Below are 16,646 nucleotides of genomic sequence, written 5' to 3'. Positions count from 1 at the left end.
GGGGCGGGAGTCAGTCATGTTTGAATCATTGAAATCGTTGTGGAAAAAAGACGAATCGGCAGTGGAGGAATATAATCAGCAGGCGGCTTTGCTGGCTGACGATATTAAGAAACTGGAAGGTAAGCTGGAAGAGGATCCACGGAATAACGATGTACAAAAACAATTAATGTTGATGTATAACCGGGCATTAAATGTCTTTGCGAAAAGTAAAAATCATCGCCAGGACGTGGATTCTTTATTTCTTCGTATTGATGAATTGCGCAATATTATTCGGCGTAATATTTAGGGAGAAAAGATGACGATTAAAGATCTTCTCATCGAAGCAGATGCCATTCAGGTCGGTGTCACGGAGACGGACTGGCAGCAGGTGATTCGGCTGGCTGCCAGGCCCTTAATCGACGGCGGTTATCTGGAGGCACGCTACGGTGAAGCGGTGATCGACAGTACCCTGGAGCATGGGGCCTATTACGTGTTTGATGAAGGTATCGCCATGCCGCACGCCCGCCCGGAATGCGGCGTAAAGCGGGACTGTTTTAGTCTGGTATTACTGCAGGAACCGATTCGCTTTGGCGAGAGTGAGGCGGCGGACATTGTGATCATGTTTGGGGCCCGCAACAGCAACGCCCACATCGAAGAAGGGATCCGCGCCATCGTTCATCTGCTGGATAACGATGCGACGATGGCGGCGCTGCGGGCGGCGCGTACCCGGGAGGAGGTCGTGGCACTACTATGACGACTCAAGCTAAAACCGTCGTGCTGGTGAATGGCGTACCGGCATCCGGTAAATCCACGGTTACGCGCCAGCTCTCGGCGCGATTTTCCCTGCCGGTTCTCACCATAGATGGCATTAAAGAGCCATTTATGGCGAAGTTTGCCCAGATTGACCGGGCATTCAATCGGCAACTGGGGTACGCCGCCTATGACGTTATCTGGTCCATTATTCGTAACGCGCCACCGGGCTGTCCGTTTCTGGTCGATGCCTGGTTTGGCTTTCAGCCACGGGAAACGCTGATCGATTATCTGGAAAAGGCGGGTGTGACGCGGGTACTGGAGGTGTGGAACGCAGTATCACCCGAGGTCGCCGTGGCCCGCTATGCCAGTCGCCTGGGCGAGCGCCGGATGGGGCATCCGGGAGAAGAGTACTTGCCCGAACTGGCTGTGCTGGCCGCGAAGGCTGAGCCGATGGCGATCGGCCCGGTATTTCGCGTCGAACAGGGGGGCGAGATTGCATTCGCCCCGCTTAACGCCTGGATTGAAGAGCAGTTATACACCTGACATGTTTCCACCGTCGAAAGAGCGCTATATGGCGCTTTTTTTGTGTCGTAACCATCTTAATTAATTGAAATTTATATTAAAAATTCAGTGGCGTGATTATTGCAACGGCTTCGACAGTTAAAAGGAGTCTTATCATGACGTTACACTATCAAAACCCCATCCTGCATGCTGATTATGCCGATCCTGATGTAATAAGAGTGGGCGAGGATTTCTGGATGGTCTCATCCAGTTTTAATCAGCTGCCCGCTTTACCGCTACTCCACTCGCGCGACCTGATTCACTGGCATATCGTCAACCATGCCGTTAAGCGGCTACCGTCACCGGAATACGATGTTGTCCAGCACGGGAAGGGGGTCTGGGCACCGTCAATTCGCTATCATGATGGGCAGTTCTGGATTTTCTACAGCCTGCCGGACGACGGTATTTTTGTTACCCATACACGCGATCCGCTAGCCGAATGGAGCACGCCGCGATGCCTGAAAAAAGCTTCCGGCTGGATTGATCCCTGCCCGTTCTGGGACGACGACGGTAGGGCGTGGCTGGTGCATGCTTTTGCGTATAGTCGTAGTGGCATTAAAAATAAGCTGCAACTGATTGAAATGGCTCCGGATGCTTCCCGCCTGCTTGATGATGGACAGATTATTTTCGATGGCACGCCCTCCCACCCTACGCTCGAAGGGCCAAAGCTCTATAAACGTGCCAATGAATACTGGATTTTTGCGCCCGCGGGCGGTGTTAAGCGCGGTTGGCAAACGGTATTACGAGCCGCAGAGCTTTCGGGTCCATGGCAGCCCCGGGATGTGTTGCATCAGGGTGATACGGCGGTTAATGGCCCACATCAGGGGGCATGGGTAGCACTGGAGAATGGGGAAGACTGGTTTTTCCATTTTCAGGACAAGGGTGTCTATGGCCGGGTCGTGCATTTGCAGCCCCTGCGCTGGCAGGAAGATGGCTGGCCCGCCATCGGTGAACCCTTGGGCAATGCGGGTAAAGGGCAGCCCGTTATCCGTCATTCCCGGCCCTCCTTACCGGCAATGCCCTGCTCGCCACAAACCAGCGATGACTTCCCCGAAGGTAAGCCAGGCCTGCAATGGCAGTGGCAGTCTAACCCTCAGCCGCAGTGGATAGGGGTCAGTACAGAGGGTCTGGCGCTGCGCTGTGCGCCCCATGCCGGTAGCCTCTACACCTTGCCACAGATGCTGTTGCAAAAATTTCCCGCCGAACGTTTTATGGTCACCCTTTCACTGGCGAGTCGGTTCAGCCAGCCGGGAGATGAAGCGGGCCTGATTATCTATGGCGAACGCTTTTCCTCGCTTTGCCTGGTGCGAGAAAACTCTGGCGTGCAGTTACGGTTACGCCACGGGTGGAATAGCGAGCGGGGGGAACTGAGTGAATCCGTGTTGGTCATTTGCGATGACGTGTCAGAGAACCCTGAACTTGGTTTCCATGTTGATTACGATGGTATCAGCCGTTTTTGCTATCGCGTTGCCGGTGAAGTGTGGCGGGAAGTGACCCCGGTTTTTTCTGCGGGGGCGGGGAAATGGGTTGGGGCCAGATTTGGCCTTTATGCCCGTGGGCAGGAGAGTGAGACGCAGGGTATGGCGCTGTTTTCGCACGTCGTGGTGCGCAGGGCATAAAAACCGGGGCAGCACGTCTGCCCCGGTGGATAATGTACTTAGTTGATGTAATAGCGGATACCGATACGGAATCGTACCTGGTCGTCATGGTTCTGATCCTGGTCCAGCCAGGCCACTTCGGCGTACGGCATCCAGTTTTTATCCAGCCGATAGCGCGCCACAATGCTCGGCTCCCAGTGGGTTTTCTGTCCGTTTGAAGCGTTGAAATCATTGGCGTTGACGAAAAACTCCGGATTCAATTGCAGCCAGAGTTTATCCGTGGCCTGGTAGTTAAAGAACAGGTCAAACTGATGGCTATCGTTGTAGTCCATGTTGCCGTTGTAATCATGCTCTTTGTGGGTCATGTGGTTATAACGATAGCGACTGCCAATGCTGAAAACTTTGCTGACTTTATAATCAAGTCCTAAATAAGGGGCGATTTTCGTGCCGTTACTGTCGACATCGGACAGACCACCCGGCGTGAGCGTCCATTTATCGTTCAACGGAACAGGATACCACCCTTCGTATTCCTGAAAGGTGCTGCGCATCTGGTCAAAATTTTGGCCTAAATCGTACATCGCCGAAACCAGAATACCGGCACCGTTATCAAAAATATGTCCAGCGCCAATTTTATACTGGTTTTTCTCAGAGGCGGTGGTGTGCGCGTAACGATTATCTACCCAAGTGGCAGCGGAGAAAGCATTCATGGTAAATAAGGTCAGCGGTAAGGCAATGGCAAAATAAGATGATTTTTTCATGGTTTATCCATTTAGTTATTAACACGCATGTGTAGCGTGATTTTTAAATTTAAAATACGGATGCAGAGTAATTCGTTATTATTTATATGTGCCTCTATTGTGTTGATGGTTGAAATATTTAATTGCAAGTCATGTGCCAAATATTAACTTAATGAAATTAAAGCGATTTATTTAAGTTTTTTTATTTGTCTTAGACACAATAAAGAAAGATGGAAATCGCTAAACACTAGCCTTGACCGTGGTCACATAAAATAAGATTGTTTTTATGTCTGTTGGAAATTAAAAAATCACCTGATGTTGTAGCGGCTCATTGTCCATCCAGCGTTTAAATTCAGCGATAATAAGGTCGCCAAGCCTGCGTGTTTCATTATTCAGCGCGCCAGCGATATGGCTGGTCAGCAGAATATTGGGTAGCTGATAGAGCGGTGAGTTGAAAGCGGGTGGCTCCGGGGACGTCACATCCAGTAAGGCAGTCAGATCGGGGCGTTGCTGCATGACAGTGATAAGCTCAGCCTCATTAACCTGCAACCCTCTGCCGGTATTAATAAACACCGCGCCGGGGCGCATTCGACGGAATAAATTGCCGTTGAGAATATGTTGGTTGTCATCGCGATTGGGTAAATGGTTACTTACCACCAGCGCGGTTTCAAAGGCGGCTTCCAGGCTCAAGGTTCGCTTCCCGGCGCGCGAAGGAACAGTGATCACCTCTAGTGCAAAGGGGCGAAGAAGCTGGGCCAGCGTCTGTGAAATAGCACCTGCACCAATTAATGCGATACGCTCATCATAGACACCGGGCGCGGGGTGATGATGGTGTAACGGCGTAAAATCTGCGGGTGTCAGGTATTCACGCTTATTACGAAAATACCCTTTGCAGCCCAGTAAGATCTGCCCAAGACAAAATTCCGCCACTGGTACGGCGTTCGCGCGCCAGGCACTGACGACAATAATGCCGCGTTTAATAAGTGTACTGGCGAAGGCATTCGTTTTCCCGGCGGCATAAAAAATAATTTTTAGATTTGGTAGAGCATCAAGCTGGGATTCATTAAGGGGAAACATGCCCCAACTCGAAAATATCACCTCAGTTTTTGCAAGCTCAGGAAGTCGTGTCGCAATATTTTTCTCGGTGATGGTCTGCGGGTAAAAATGACACCAGCTGGAGAGCTGTTGTAGGTTCCCTGCGGAGAAAACCTGATTAAATTTTTCTGGTCGGTTAGTAAAACAGGCGGCGTATAATGTCATTTTTAGTCCTGTAATGCCCCCCTTTTATCAAGAGGGGCACGTTAATTAAATAATGCCGATGCCTGCGGCAGTGAAGCCAAATATGATCAGGAATATAAGGATTTTATTTGGGCTGACCTTTTTATTGAGCATCCGCAGACACACCAGTACCAGCATCAGCGGAATTAACCCGACACAAATTTTGTCGAGAATATCCTGCAGTACAAAGGGCTGCCCGGCGATGGTCGTTTTAAAGGTGGTGGTAAATTTCACCATGCTGGCGCTCATTGCCCCGACCATCATCAGCCCCATTATCGCAGAGGCTTTGGTGACGCAACTTAACAACCCAGACTGCGTCGCTTCGGCAATATATTTCGACCCTAGCCGATAGCCCATCACTCCGCCGTAATAGCGAATCAGGTAGCTTGGAATGTTATAAATCAGCAGGAACAGCAATGGCCCGAGCGGATTACCCTGTGACGCAAGCCCTATCGCAATCCCGGTAGCGATAATACGCAGAACGCCGTAAAAGAATGAATCGCCTACTCCTGCAAATGGCCCCATCAGGGCGACTTTAATCCCATTGATGCTGGAGGTGTCAAAGCTCGGATTGGCAGCGTTCTCTTTTTCCATGGAGAGCGTCAGGCCCATAATAAAAGGGGCCAGATGCTGGTTGGTGTTAAAGAACTGGCTGTTACGTTTCAAGGCTTCCATATAGCGATGCGGATCCGGGTAAATCTTTTTCAGCATCGGAGCCAGCGCCCAGCCGTAGCTAAGTCCTTCCATACGGGTAAAGTTCATCGTGCCCAGCAGGGGGAACTGGCGAATAAAGAGCTGGCGAAACAGCTTTTTCTCGCTTTTATCTTCATCACGGGCGGCGACGTTTTTCATGTGAATATCAGTCATTGAAGAACCCATCCTTATCATCAACAGACGCTGGCGCGGCCGTCGCGGTTTTCTGTTTGTTGGCTTTTAGCTGATTGAACTCGTTCAGGCACAGGTACACGGCAACGGAGGCGGCAATAATCGCAATGCCGATGATCGGCAGCTTGAGGTACGCCGTCATTGCGAATCCAATAAAGAAGAACGCGGCAATATTGCGGTTCCACAGGGCTTTAAGCAGGATGGCGAAACCCAGCGCAGGCAGTACACCGCCCACAGCCGTCATACCGCGCATAACGGTATCGGGAATGCTTTCCACCAGGCTGCGGATTACATCGGTGCCGAATAGCACGCCAAAGAAGGCGATCACGGCGAAGGGTACGCCATAGAAGAAGGTCATACCGAGCACCAGTCCCAGCGCGGCGCGATCGCGCCCCTCTTCCAGCAGTGCATCATATTTTTCCACCAGACCGGTATAGACCAGCTTGAGAACCTGGTAGACAAAAACGGCCAACAGGCTGATAGGCAGGGCAAGGGCCACGGCAACCGGTGGTTCTGCTTTAGTCAGAATGGTAAATGCGGTTGCCAGTACCGAGCCAACAGCCAGGTCTGCCGGGACGGAACCGCCGATAGTGATGGTGCCGAGGAAGATCAGTTCCAGCGTGGCGCCAATGATGATCCCCTGCTGAAAATCACCTAACACCAAACCTACCAGCGCACCGCAGATAAGCGGGCGTTCGACCAGCGGCTGACCCAGGGTGTGATCGGCAGTCTTGGCGAGGAACATCACCAAAGCAACGAGTAGTGCGGACGTTAACATAGCGGCCTCTCTTAACCGGCGTGGGTCAGCATTTCAATCAGGTTTTTGACCGGATGAGACGGTAAAACCTGGTAGTCCACCTGCACACCACGCTCGGCGATGGCATGGAAGTCAGTCACATCTTCAGGTGTGACGTACACGGTGTCGCTAATCCGCTTTTTAGCCGCGAGATTGTCGGTAATACGTCCATAATTGGCGACGTTTAGCTCTTTTATTGCAGGAACCTGCTCAATCAGACGGCGGGCATCAGCGGCATTGTTAACAATGACCATGATTTTCATCGCTTCAGAGCGTGGATCGTTAAGGACATCACCCGCATCACTTACCGCCATAATGGCGCATTTCGCTGTATCCGGAGCCGCCATGCGCAGAGACATTTTCTGCACTTCATTGTTCACAATCTGATCGTTGGCGACCAGTATGCGGTTGACGCCCAGATGCTTAGTCCAGACAACGGCCACCTGACCGTGGATTAATCGATCATCAATTCTTATTAGCGAAATCATTCTTACGTACTCCTGTTTTTATATTTACCAGTAGGGTGTCCAGACTCGGGAAAGGCGTACCAGGGCTTCGAACCAGAAATAGTCTCCCCAGAGATTCGGTACGTTGATGCCCATATCACGGCCAAAGTTGTAAACACCTTCGCGCAAAAGGCCGTCTTCGTTATGCGCGAAGTAATGTGCCTGAAGGTTACGCATCATCAGGCTGATAGCATTGAGGTAAGCCGGACGCAGTGAATCGGTCAGCGGCAGCTGTTTAAGCAGTTCCGCCATACCGCAAACGGCAATCGCAGCGGCTGAGGTGTCCCGGTATGCATGGTCCTGGGCGGTGAAGATTAAATCCCAGTAGCACACACCATCTTCTGGCAGACGATTAAGAAAATAATGCGTCAGCTTGCGGGAGAGCTCCGGTAGTGTAGGGTTGCCTGTGTGCTGAAAACCCAGCGCAAAACCGTAGATGCCCCACGCCTGGCCGCGTGCCCAGCATGAGCTGTCGCTGAATCCCTGATGGGTATCGCCGCGCTGCGGTTCCCCGTTCGAGATATCCATGTAGAACGTATGGAACGTCGAGGCATCTTCGCGCACCAGATAACGGGCAGCCTGGGCCAGATGGCGTGTGGCCGCGTCGCGCCAGGCGGTATTTCCGGTTTCATCAGCGGCCCAAAAAAGCAGGGGAACGTTGAGATTACAGTCGATAATCATTCGTCCCTGGCGCGCAGGGTCGTTCAAATCCCCCCATGCCTGAATCACGCCCGCCGTGCTATTGAAACGCCGATAAAGCAGGTCTGCAGCCCGCAGCGCCAGGGTGCGCGCTCGGGTATTACCGGTGAGCCGCCAACTGTTCACGCAGGAAAGCAGATACAAAAAACCGAGGTCGTGCGTATCGACTTTGATCTGCTTATTCAGGCGCTCTTCAAAGCTATCGAGGAAGCCCTCTGCGACGCGACGGTATTTCTCTTCTCCCGTGACTTCCCAGGCGAGCCACAACAGGCCAGTCCAGAAGCCCTCCGTCCAGTCCACTTTCTCAACGGGGGGATAGACGCTGCCTTGCACGCTGGCCGCCGGGAATGTCTGGCTAAAGCGCGGCAGCATGGCGTCAATGCCGCTGAGCGCATCCGCGATTGCCCCATTGAGCCAGGCTTTGTCCAGCGCGGGTTGTGGCGTGAGGTAGCGGCGGTCCAGCCTTTCCAGGATGACACTCATAGGGTGCTCTCCGACGCAAAAAAATCGTCGGCATCATCACAGTGGGCCGCCAGCGTAGCCTGACGTGCAGCCATAATTTCAGGCTGGACATTCATGTACTGCATGGCATTCGTGGCGGCGGCAATCGCGTCCTGTAAACGGGCTTCGGTACTCGCCTGCTCTGACATGCAAAACTCCATCAACATGATCAAATTGGCACCGCTGATGACATGCATATGAGGGTATTTCACCATCACTTGCACAGCGGTATTGTTGACACTACCGCCCTGCATATCGGTAAACAGCACCAGTTCGTTACCGCGACGAGCGGCCTCACTGGCGATGTCTTCAAAATATCTTCCCAACTCGGCGGTGGAACCTATTTCGCCGCAATAGGCGCAAATGGGTGTCACACCATGCTCCTCACCAATCAGTAAATTCAGGCCGGAAATAATGCCTTCGGCATAGCGGCCATGACTGGCGATATAAATTTCTCGCATTACCTGTTCCTTTCTCTTTAACCGAACGCGGAGTGTTATTTGCTAACAGGGATGAGCAAATGGCGTGCCAATTATTCAACCTAATGTAATCAAAGGTTTTTTGTTTATTCCTGGACGCTTTAACTACTGTTGAATCCGTACATTTACCGTAGCGTCGAAATGAAAACGCTGGACTGGGCCAGCGTGAGGTGGGTTACATAGGTTCTGTTGTGATCCAGGGTTCCATGATTTCATAAATCATTAGTACTTCGGTCAGGGGCACCGTCAGGTGATATTTGCGGTTTAGGGCCTGGAAAAAAGTGTCATGGACTGCCACAAAAGCCTGTTGTTCAAGCGTTAGTGAGACGTCGTCCCGATGGCGCATGCCGGTATTCACCATCACGCGCTCAATCATCAGTGCGATATGCATGAATAAGTTGATACGCAAATAGCTCTCAAAATGGATTTTATAAAAGGACTCGTATTGCTTAATCACCGATTCAACTTCGTCGATGATGATCACCGGATTGAGGAAATTCAGCCGACTGGCAACGCCTTCGACGGTAAACAGTTTCACCACTTCTTCCACCATCGGCTCGAGACTGCCTTCCACCACCAGGTCTGTAAAATAGTCGCGGCGCAGCACCTGGGTTTTCTCTTTAATCAATTGTTCCACGTTCAGCAGTGGGATATAACCTGCCTCCAGGTCGGTGGTAGTAATGATTAACCTTGTGCCATGCAGCGCAGGATCGGCGCGGGCAATTTTCCATTTCAGGTCGTCATATTCCATCGTCACAATGTCTATCTCTTCTCTGGCGAGATAACGACTTAAAATATCTTTGAGTTTTCTCGAAATTCCCTCACCCGAAATACAGGAAATAATGATTTTGTTGCCGGGCAACACACCTGCGTAATAGCGGGTCTCGATTTCATAGGCCCCTTTTACGCCTTCAATAATCTCTTCCATCGACAACTGGTTTTGAATTTTTGCTGCAATATCCAAAGCCATCGAGGTACTGACGTTATTGATCACCAGTAGTTCGCCATGCAGGTGCAGCTTAATTTCTTCATAAATCTCTTTAAGCGAGCCCATGTCCACCAAAATGATGAGTCCAGCCCCTTGCTTAAGGGCGGCCAGATGGGCAATCAGCAAATTAATAATATCGCTAGTGGACGTAGACCAGGGCATGTCAAAGGCCTTAAAGAAATAGCCCCCGGTCAGTTGGTTGGCCATCCCTGCAATGCTGGACGCGGTTGAACGACCGTGTGAGACAATGACACCCTGTATCGCATCATCTTCACCCGCTAGTTTGTTCAGTGCGCAACTCAGTAAAGGCATAAGCATGGGAAGCGCACTGTGAGTGACATGCTTTTGCAGCAGGTCGATGCAGTTCTCCGCGAGCAGGCGCGCTTTGCAGGATACGTAATCGGTAATCGTCTGTAACTCTGCGACCTGCGCTTCATCGTGTTGAATATGCAGTGCCCAGATAAGGCTTAGCCATATCGCTTTACGTAATTCCTGCTGACACACGATGCCCGTTAGCGCTTCCAGTTCATTGATGGCATGCATCGTGTTTTGCCAGAGATAGCCGCTGAAGATCTGTTCCGCGCTCAGCACACCATGAACTGTCGTCAGGAGCTGTTCCAGCTTGCGGTTCAGTAGCAACACATTGCCACTATGGCAAAACTCACGGAAAATAACGTCATCGCGCATGGCTTTGGGTAGCAAGACCGCGACATCCAGTGGGACACATTTTTCTTTGGCCGTAATAACCAGGACTTCACCACTGGGACGAGCGGTATGCAGAGTGATAAACGCATTTTGCTTTTGTTCACTCCATGCACTGGCTGCCATCACCTTGAGTTGGTTTTTTAGTTCGCCAATATTTCCTCGCACCGGGGACATCACCAGTTGATGCATCAGATGACTATCCAGATGAATATCTCTGTTCAGGCTGGTGGCTTCCTCATGCAAGAAATGCTCTACCTGAGAAATACGTTCTGTTAATGGGCGAGAGATATAATTAGGCAGAGTGACACGAACCGGGATGCGTCGACGAAAGGTGTTAAGTAGCGCGGTATCGATATTTTCCGTGGTGGCGAAGATAAAGCGTAACGTGGCGGGACGACGGGTACGATTGTCGCCCAGCCGATAAAAATAGCCTTTATCCATAAACAGAAATAGCTTCTCCTGGTTCTCAGCTGAGAGACGATGCACTTCATCCAGAAAAAGAAACCCACCGTCGGCTTCATCAAACGCCCCACGTTTTTCCCGATCGGCGCCAGTGAAAGCCCCCCGGGTGTAGCCAAACAGCGTTGCCGACAGTAATTCGGGGTTGTTGGCGTAATCTGCACAGTTAAGCTCAATGAACGGGCTATTGGCAGAAATCACCCCACGCTCAAGCGCATATTGCCAGATAAGCGAAGCAAGATGACTCTTACCCACGCCGCTCTCACCCGATAGTAATATAGGTAAACCCTGGGTGGGGTAGTCGACGGCGGAACGGCACAATGACACGATCTCTTCCAGGCTACCCCCTGCACCAATCAATCGACAGAAGGCATCATTATTTTTCGACACTAAAACCGGGCGAGTGGGCAGGACATCACCGCTATTGCTGACAAAGAAGCGAACCGGCCTGGTATTCTCTTTTAATAACTTGCCGTCATCACACAGTCTGTTTAAGTAGTGGCTAATGACGCTGCGATTCACCTGCATAAAGTCCGCACAGTCCTGTGCGGTGAAGCCAGCCGTATGACTGGCGTAATGAGTTAAGATATTTTGAAAGAGCTTTTCTTTGGCGGAGAGTGCCATGGGTGTGCCTCACAAGCGCAGTGTGCATCCAGTGTCGATTTTATTCGACACTAGACACTAAGAAAGTCATTAAACACTGACTACTTTCTACCGGCCTGAAGGAAAATGAAACCATGTTTTAATAAGAATGTGACGGGACTCGCAGCCGCTATTGTACCCCAGCAAAACGCAGTAGCGCAGTGACCACCGCGGCGGAAATAATCACCACGATTAACGGCATCTTGCGCCAGGCAAGGAACAGGGCAAACATCACGCCCAGAACACGGGCCATACCGGCAAAGTGTTCGCCTTCATACAGAGTTGCCGCCAGCGCGACGGCAAACAACAACGTGGTGGCCGCATCAGAGAGCAGCGCCTGTGAGCGTTCCGACAGAGCCAGTTTGTTACCCAGCTTCGCGCCTCCCAGGCGCATCAGATAGGTGCCCGCCGATAAAATGGCAATGCCACCAATGATAAGAGCGACATTCGTCATTATTTCTTCCTCGTGAACAGGCCAAGTAACGAGAGCAGGACCGGTAGCCCCACCGGCGTAAACGGTACTGCGGCCAACGAGATAACCGCTCCGCTGGAGGCGCGAATCAGCGTGGTTCTCTTCTTGAGTGCAGGGAGCACCAGTGCCAGCAAAATGGCAGGAAAAACCGCATCCAGGCCGATGGTTTCCGGGGCGGGCAACAGTTTTCCGACCCCAGCACCCACCAGCACGCCTACCGGCCAGAACAGCGCAACACCCAAACCACAGAGCCAGTACGCTGCCTTGCGCTGCTCCGGCGTGGGCTGAGATAAACCGAACACCACGCTTTCATCGTTCATGATGTGGCAGCCCAAAAAGCTTGCCGTACGGTTGCCGACCAGTTCACGTACCGTCACGCCGAAGGGCAGGTGGCGAGCGTTCACCAGCAAACCGGCAACGGCGGCGGCAAGCGGATTACCACCGCTGGCCACAATGCCGATGAACATAAACTCGGAGGCTCCGGCCAGCACCAGAATCGAGAGGCAAAGGGGTACCCAGAGCGAAAAGCCGTAGGCCATCGCCAGTGATCCATAGGAGACGCCCACCACGCCAACGGCCAGGCAGACCAGGAAAATGGCTTTGATGGTGTCGCTTTTAAGGCTTGAGAAGTGATGTTTGAACATGCGATTTTTAGCTATATCGAACGGGAATCCATTATAATGAACACACTGACATCGTTTTTCAAGAAGAACGATTCGTTCATTATATCGAACACTGGAGCCGTGTCATGACACAGCCAATTAGCGTTATTGCCAAAAGCCTGGTGCGCGAACGCCTGCGAACCGGGCTTTCACTGGCGGAAATCGCCCGCCGTGCCGGGATCGCTAAATCGACGCTTTCGCAACTGGAAGCCGGGAACGGCAATCCCAGTATAGAAACCCTGTGGTCGCTTTGCGTGGCGCTGGATATTCCCTTCGCCCGTTTGCTGGAACCCCAGACGGTAAAAACGCAAATCATCCGTCGTGGTGAAGGCACAAAGGTGCTGGCTGAACATGCCAATTTTGAGGCGATTTTGCTTGCCACCTGCCCACCGGGCGCGCGTCGCGATCTCTACATTCTGACCGCGCAGCCGGGTGCGGATCGTATCTCACATCCCCATCCACCGGGTTCAGTCGAGCATATTATTGTGACACGGGGTCGTGCGATGGTCGGGCTAACGGAATCGCCGGAAGAGTTAAGCGCAGGGGATTACATCTGTTATCCGGCTGACCAGGCCCACATCTTTAAAGCGCTGGAGCCGGACACTGAAGCCGTCATGATGGCGGAGCAGAACTGAGCCAGTGCGCTGGCCTCAGCAAGGGCTTATAAAAACATAACGCTCTCTGGAGACACGGAAAGGTATGTCACTTAAAGCAATCGCAAAACAACTCGGTATCTCCGTTACCACCGTCAGCCGTGCGCTGAATGGCTACGACGATGTGTCGCAGGAGACGCGCGCCCGTGTGCAGGCCGAAGCGGACCGACGCGGCTATCGCCCCAACACTCTGGCGCGCCGCCTGAAGATGGGCAAAATCGATGCCGTCGGGTTGGTGTTTCCGGTGCACCCGGTGCCGCTCAACAATAGCGTGTTTATGGAGATGGTGGGCGAAATCAGCCGGGAGCTGGCGAGCCACGATATCGATTTATTGCTGATTGCCGACGATGACCTGGCGGACAAACACAGCTATCTGCGCATGGTACAAAGCCGCCGTGTGGATGCCCTGATTGTTGCCCATACGCTGGATAACGATGCGCGACTTGAGCAGTTACAAGCCACCGGCTTTCCCTTCCTCGCGCTGGGGCGTAGCCAGTTGACCAGGCCGTATGCGTGGTTTGATTTCGATAACTACGCCGGGACCTATCGCGCCACCCGCTATCTGATTGAAAAAGGGCATCAGCGCATTGCTATGCTTGGCGAAAACAACAATCAGGCCTTTATCACCCAGCGACGCCAGGGCTACCTGGATGCGCTGCAGGAGAGCGGCCTTTCCGATGAATGGCTCCGCATGCTGCCGCCTTCACGCCGCGCGGGCTACCAGGCTGTTGAAGCATTGCTTGCGTTGCCCGAACCGCCCCAGGCCATCATTACCGACTGCAATACCCACGGGGACGGTGCCGCTATGGCGCTGCTCAAGCAGGGGAAATTACGCGGTGACGATCGTGTCGCACTGGTGGTTTACGACGGTTTGCCCGACGACAGCATCGTTGACGTGGATGTTGCCGCCGTGGTGCAGGCCACCCGTGAAGCAGTGGGTAAGCAGATTGCCGACATGGTGCTTCAGTTGATTGCCGGTGAGGATCTCACTCAATTACAGGTGCTCTGGCAGACCGAATTCCGCCCCGGCACGACCGCCTGACTCTTCTTAAAAACATCGCCAAAATTTTGCGCAGATCACATAACCAAAACGTTTCGGTTGTTACCCGAAACGTTTCGGATCAAGGATAACGGCATCCCGAATCTGGAGACGCCTTATGGAAGCTCGTTATCTGCGCCTTGAAAGCGCCACGACCGATGTCGTAATCAAAACTCACCCTTTTGCGGAAATCATCTACTGGGGACCCCATCTCCAGCACTTCTGCGCGCAGGATGCGCAAAGCCTGATTCGCCCCGTTGCTAATGGTCGACTGGATGTCGATTCGCCGGTGACGCTGATGGCGGAATCCGGTCATGGTCTGTTTGGCTCGCCGGGGCTGGAAGGGCACCGCAATGGCCTGGACGGCTCGCCCATTTTTAGTACCGTTGACGTGCAGCACAACGGGCAGAGCCTGACGCTTATCAGCGAAGACGAAGTGGCGGGGCTGCGCCTCACCAGTGAATTGCAGCTCGACGTCAGCGGAGTACTGCAGGTGCGCCACGGCCTGACCAATCTGGCCGATGCGCCGTGGCAGGTGAACCGCCTGGCGGTCACGCTACCGATCGCAGAGTACGCTCGTGATGTCATGGCGTTTCATGGACGCTGGATCCGTGAATTTCAGCCGCACCGCGTCACTCTCGAACACGACAGCTTCGTGATTGAAAACCGCCGTGGACGTACCTCCCACGAACACTTCCCGGCGCTGATGACCGGCAGCCGCAATTTCAGTGAGTCGCAGGGTAGCGTCTGGGGCGTGCATCTGGGCTGGAGCGGCAATCACCGGCTGCGTGCGGAAGTCAAAACTGACGGCCGCCGCTACATTCAGGCCGAAGCGCTCTATCTGCCTGGCGAAATGGCGCTGGCTGAAGGGGAAACGCTGTGGACGCCGTGGCTGTATGCCAGCCACTCTTCGCAGGGGCTGAACGGCATGAGCCAGCAGTTCCACCGTTTCCTGCGCGCCAATATCATCCACTTCGTACAGGACAAGCCACGCCCGGTGCACCTCAACACCTGGGAAGGTATCTACTTTGACCATAACCCGGCGTACATCATGAAGATGGCGGAAGAAGCCGCAGCGCTGGGTGTGGAGCGCTTCATCATCGATGACGGCTGGTACAAAGGGCGCAATGACGACTTTGCCGCGCTTGGCGACTGGTATCTGGATGAGGGGAAATACCCGGAGGGGCTGCGTCCGGTTATCGACCGTGTGAAAGGACTGGGCATGGAGTTTGGCATCTGGGTGGAGCCGGAAATGATCAGTCCGAACTCAGATTTGTACCGCGCCCATCCTGACTGGGTGCTGGCGCTGGAGGGCTATTCACAGATCCTCGGCCGCCATCAACTGGTACTGAACATCACGATCCCTGAGGCGTTTGATTATCTGCTGGAGCGCATGAGCTGGCTGCTTGGCGAGCATGAAATTGACTACGTGAAGTGGGACATGAACCGCGAGCTGGTGCAGCCGGGGCAGGGGCGTCGTGCCGCGGCCGATGCACAGACCCATGCGTTCTACCGTCTGCTGGACACTCTACGCAGCCGTTTTCCGCATATTGAATTTGAGTCCTGCTCTGCCGGGGGCGGACGTATCGATTATGAAGTGCTGACCCGCTGCCACCGTTTCTGGGCATCGGATAACAACGATGCGCTGGAACGTAATATCATCCAGCGCGGCATGGGTTATTTCTTCCCGCCGGAAGTCATGGGTGCGCATATTGGCAACCACCGCTGCCATGCGACGTATCGCCAGCACAGCATTGAATTCCGTGGCCTGACGGCACTGTTTGGTCATCTGGGGCTGGAACTGGACCCGGTGAATGCGGATGCCAAAGAGCGCGAAGGTTATCGCCATTACGCCGCGCTCTATAAGCAGTGGCGCGAAGTGATTCACAGCGGCACGCAGTGGCGCATTGATATGCCGGACAGCACCACGCTGGTACAAGGGATAGTAAGTCAGGACCAGCGTCAGGGGCTGTACACCGTGAGCCAACTGGCGATGCCGGACTATACCCTGCTGGCTCCGCTGCGGGTTGCCGGGCTGGATGCCCAGGCGCAGTACCGCATTACGCTTCTCGATCACCCTAACATCCGTATCACCGACGAGGGCGGGCACACCATGCGCCAGCTTCCGGCCTGGATGATTACGCCGCAAATCGTCAGCGGTGAGTGGTTGATGCAAGCAGGGCTCGCGCTGCCGGTGCTCGATCCGGAAAGCGCTATTTTGGTAGGTTTTGAACGCGTGTGACCCTAACGGGGC

At 53.3% G+C, this 16,646-nt stretch carries 17 protein-coding genes; 7 read left to right on the top strand and 10 right to left on the bottom strand.

The window, feature by feature from the left end; genetic code table 11:
• Positions 1–16 precede the first annotated feature (16 nt).
• The 4 genes from AC5JPW_RS03115 (at position 17) to AC5JPW_RS03100 (ending at position 2,912) form a co-directional block, all read left to right on the top strand.
• Complete coding sequence (locus AC5JPW_RS03115; protein ID WP_494238214.1) at positions 17–286, top strand: hypothetical protein; 270 nt, start codon at positions 17–19, stop codon at positions 284–286.
• A gap of 9 nt (positions 287–295) precedes the next feature.
• Positions 296–733 carry a PTS sugar transporter subunit IIA gene (locus tag AC5JPW_RS03110; protein WP_494238213.1) on the top strand — a complete coding sequence of 146 codons (438 nt, stop codon included), beginning with the start codon at positions 296–298 and terminating at the stop codon, positions 731–733.
• Positions 730–1,275, top strand: a complete 546-nt coding sequence (locus tag AC5JPW_RS03105; RefSeq protein ID WP_494238212.1) for a P-loop nucleotide/nucleoside kinase family protein — start codon at positions 730–732, stop codon at positions 1,273–1,275. The genes AC5JPW_RS03110 and AC5JPW_RS03105 overlap by 4 nt, the downstream gene beginning before the upstream one ends.
• Positions 1,276–1,406: 131 nt before the next feature.
• Positions 1,407–2,912 (top strand): glycoside hydrolase family 43 protein, encoded by a 1,506-nt coding sequence (locus tag AC5JPW_RS03100; RefSeq protein WP_494238251.1) that lies wholly within the window; start codon positions 1,407–1,409, stop codon positions 2,910–2,912.
• Between the two features lie 38 nt (positions 2,913–2,950).
• Here the strand turns inward: AC5JPW_RS03100 and AC5JPW_RS03095 are convergent, their stop codons facing one another.
• From AC5JPW_RS03095 to AC5JPW_RS03050, 10 genes are all read right to left on the bottom strand, one after another.
• Entirely contained in the window at positions 2,951–3,649 is a 699-nt protein-coding gene (locus AC5JPW_RS03095; protein WP_494238211.1) for an oligogalacturonate-specific porin KdgM family protein, read from the bottom strand.
• A gap of 279 nt (positions 3,650–3,928) precedes the next feature.
• Positions 3,929–4,888: a hydroxyacid dehydrogenase gene (locus AC5JPW_RS03090; protein WP_494238210.1), complete on the bottom strand. Its 960-nt coding sequence runs from the start codon at positions 4,886–4,888 to the stop codon at positions 3,929–3,931.
• A 45-nt stretch (positions 4,889–4,933) separates the two neighbouring features.
• Positions 4,934–5,773: a PTS system mannose/fructose/sorbose family transporter subunit IID gene (locus AC5JPW_RS03085; protein ID WP_494238209.1), complete on the bottom strand. Its 840-nt coding sequence runs from the start codon at positions 5,771–5,773 to the stop codon at positions 4,934–4,936.
• Positions 5,766–6,569, bottom strand: a complete 804-nt coding sequence (locus AC5JPW_RS03080; RefSeq protein ID WP_494238208.1) for a PTS mannose/fructose/sorbose/N-acetylgalactosamine transporter subunit IIC — start codon at positions 6,567–6,569, stop codon at positions 5,766–5,768. Before AC5JPW_RS03080 ends, AC5JPW_RS03085 begins: the two co-directional genes overlap by 8 nt.
• An 11-nt stretch (positions 6,570–6,580) precedes the next feature.
• Entirely contained in the window at positions 6,581–7,075 is a 495-nt protein-coding gene (locus AC5JPW_RS03075) for a PTS sugar transporter subunit IIB (RefSeq protein WP_494238207.1), read from the bottom strand.
• Between the two features lie 24 nt (positions 7,076–7,099).
• Positions 7,100–8,275, bottom strand: coding sequence for a glycoside hydrolase family 88 protein (locus AC5JPW_RS03070; RefSeq protein ID WP_494238206.1), 1,176 nt, complete (start codon positions 8,273–8,275; stop codon positions 7,100–7,102).
• A complete protein-coding gene (locus tag AC5JPW_RS03065) occupies positions 8,272–8,754 on the bottom strand; it encodes a PTS sugar transporter subunit IIA (protein ID WP_494238205.1) in 483 nt (160 codons plus the stop codon). The genes AC5JPW_RS03070 and AC5JPW_RS03065 overlap by 4 nt, the downstream gene beginning before the upstream one ends.
• Positions 8,755–8,947: 193 nt before the next feature.
• Positions 8,948–11,548 carry a sigma 54-interacting transcriptional regulator gene (locus AC5JPW_RS03060; protein ID WP_494238204.1) on the bottom strand — a complete coding sequence of 867 codons (2,601 nt, stop codon included), beginning with the start codon at positions 11,546–11,548 and terminating at the stop codon, positions 8,948–8,950.
• A gap of 148 nt (positions 11,549–11,696) precedes the next feature.
• The gene (locus AC5JPW_RS03055; RefSeq protein WP_494238203.1) at positions 11,697–12,020 is read right to left on the bottom strand and encodes an AzlD domain-containing protein; all 324 of its coding nucleotides are present in this window, start codon (positions 12,018–12,020) and stop codon (positions 11,697–11,699) included.
• Positions 12,020–12,682, bottom strand: a complete 663-nt coding sequence (locus AC5JPW_RS03050) for an AzlC family ABC transporter permease (protein ID WP_494238202.1) — start codon at positions 12,680–12,682, stop codon at positions 12,020–12,022. Before AC5JPW_RS03050 ends, AC5JPW_RS03055 begins: the two co-directional genes overlap by 1 nt.
• Before the next feature lie 104 nt (positions 12,683–12,786).
• Here AC5JPW_RS03050 and AC5JPW_RS03045 point away from each other — a divergent pair, with 104 nt between their 5' ends.
• From AC5JPW_RS03045 to AC5JPW_RS03035, 3 genes are all read left to right on the top strand, one after another.
• The gene (locus tag AC5JPW_RS03045) at positions 12,787–13,335 is read left to right on the top strand and encodes a helix-turn-helix domain-containing protein (RefSeq protein WP_494238201.1); all 549 of its coding nucleotides are present in this window, start codon (positions 12,787–12,789) and stop codon (positions 13,333–13,335) included.
• Positions 13,336–13,399: 64 nt separating this feature from the next.
• Entirely contained in the window at positions 13,400–14,395 is a 996-nt protein-coding gene (locus AC5JPW_RS03040; RefSeq protein WP_494238200.1) for a LacI family DNA-binding transcriptional regulator, read from the top strand.
• 115 nt (positions 14,396–14,510) lie between these two features.
• Complete coding sequence (locus AC5JPW_RS03035; RefSeq protein WP_494238199.1) at positions 14,511–16,634, top strand: alpha-galactosidase; 2,124 nt, start codon at positions 14,511–14,513, stop codon at positions 16,632–16,634.
• The last annotated feature ends 12 nt before the right edge of the window (positions 16,635–16,646 follow it).

The sequence above is a fragment of the Phytobacter sp. genome, from assembly GCF_059074235.1.
This window is presented reverse-complemented; position numbering and strand designations above follow the sequence as displayed.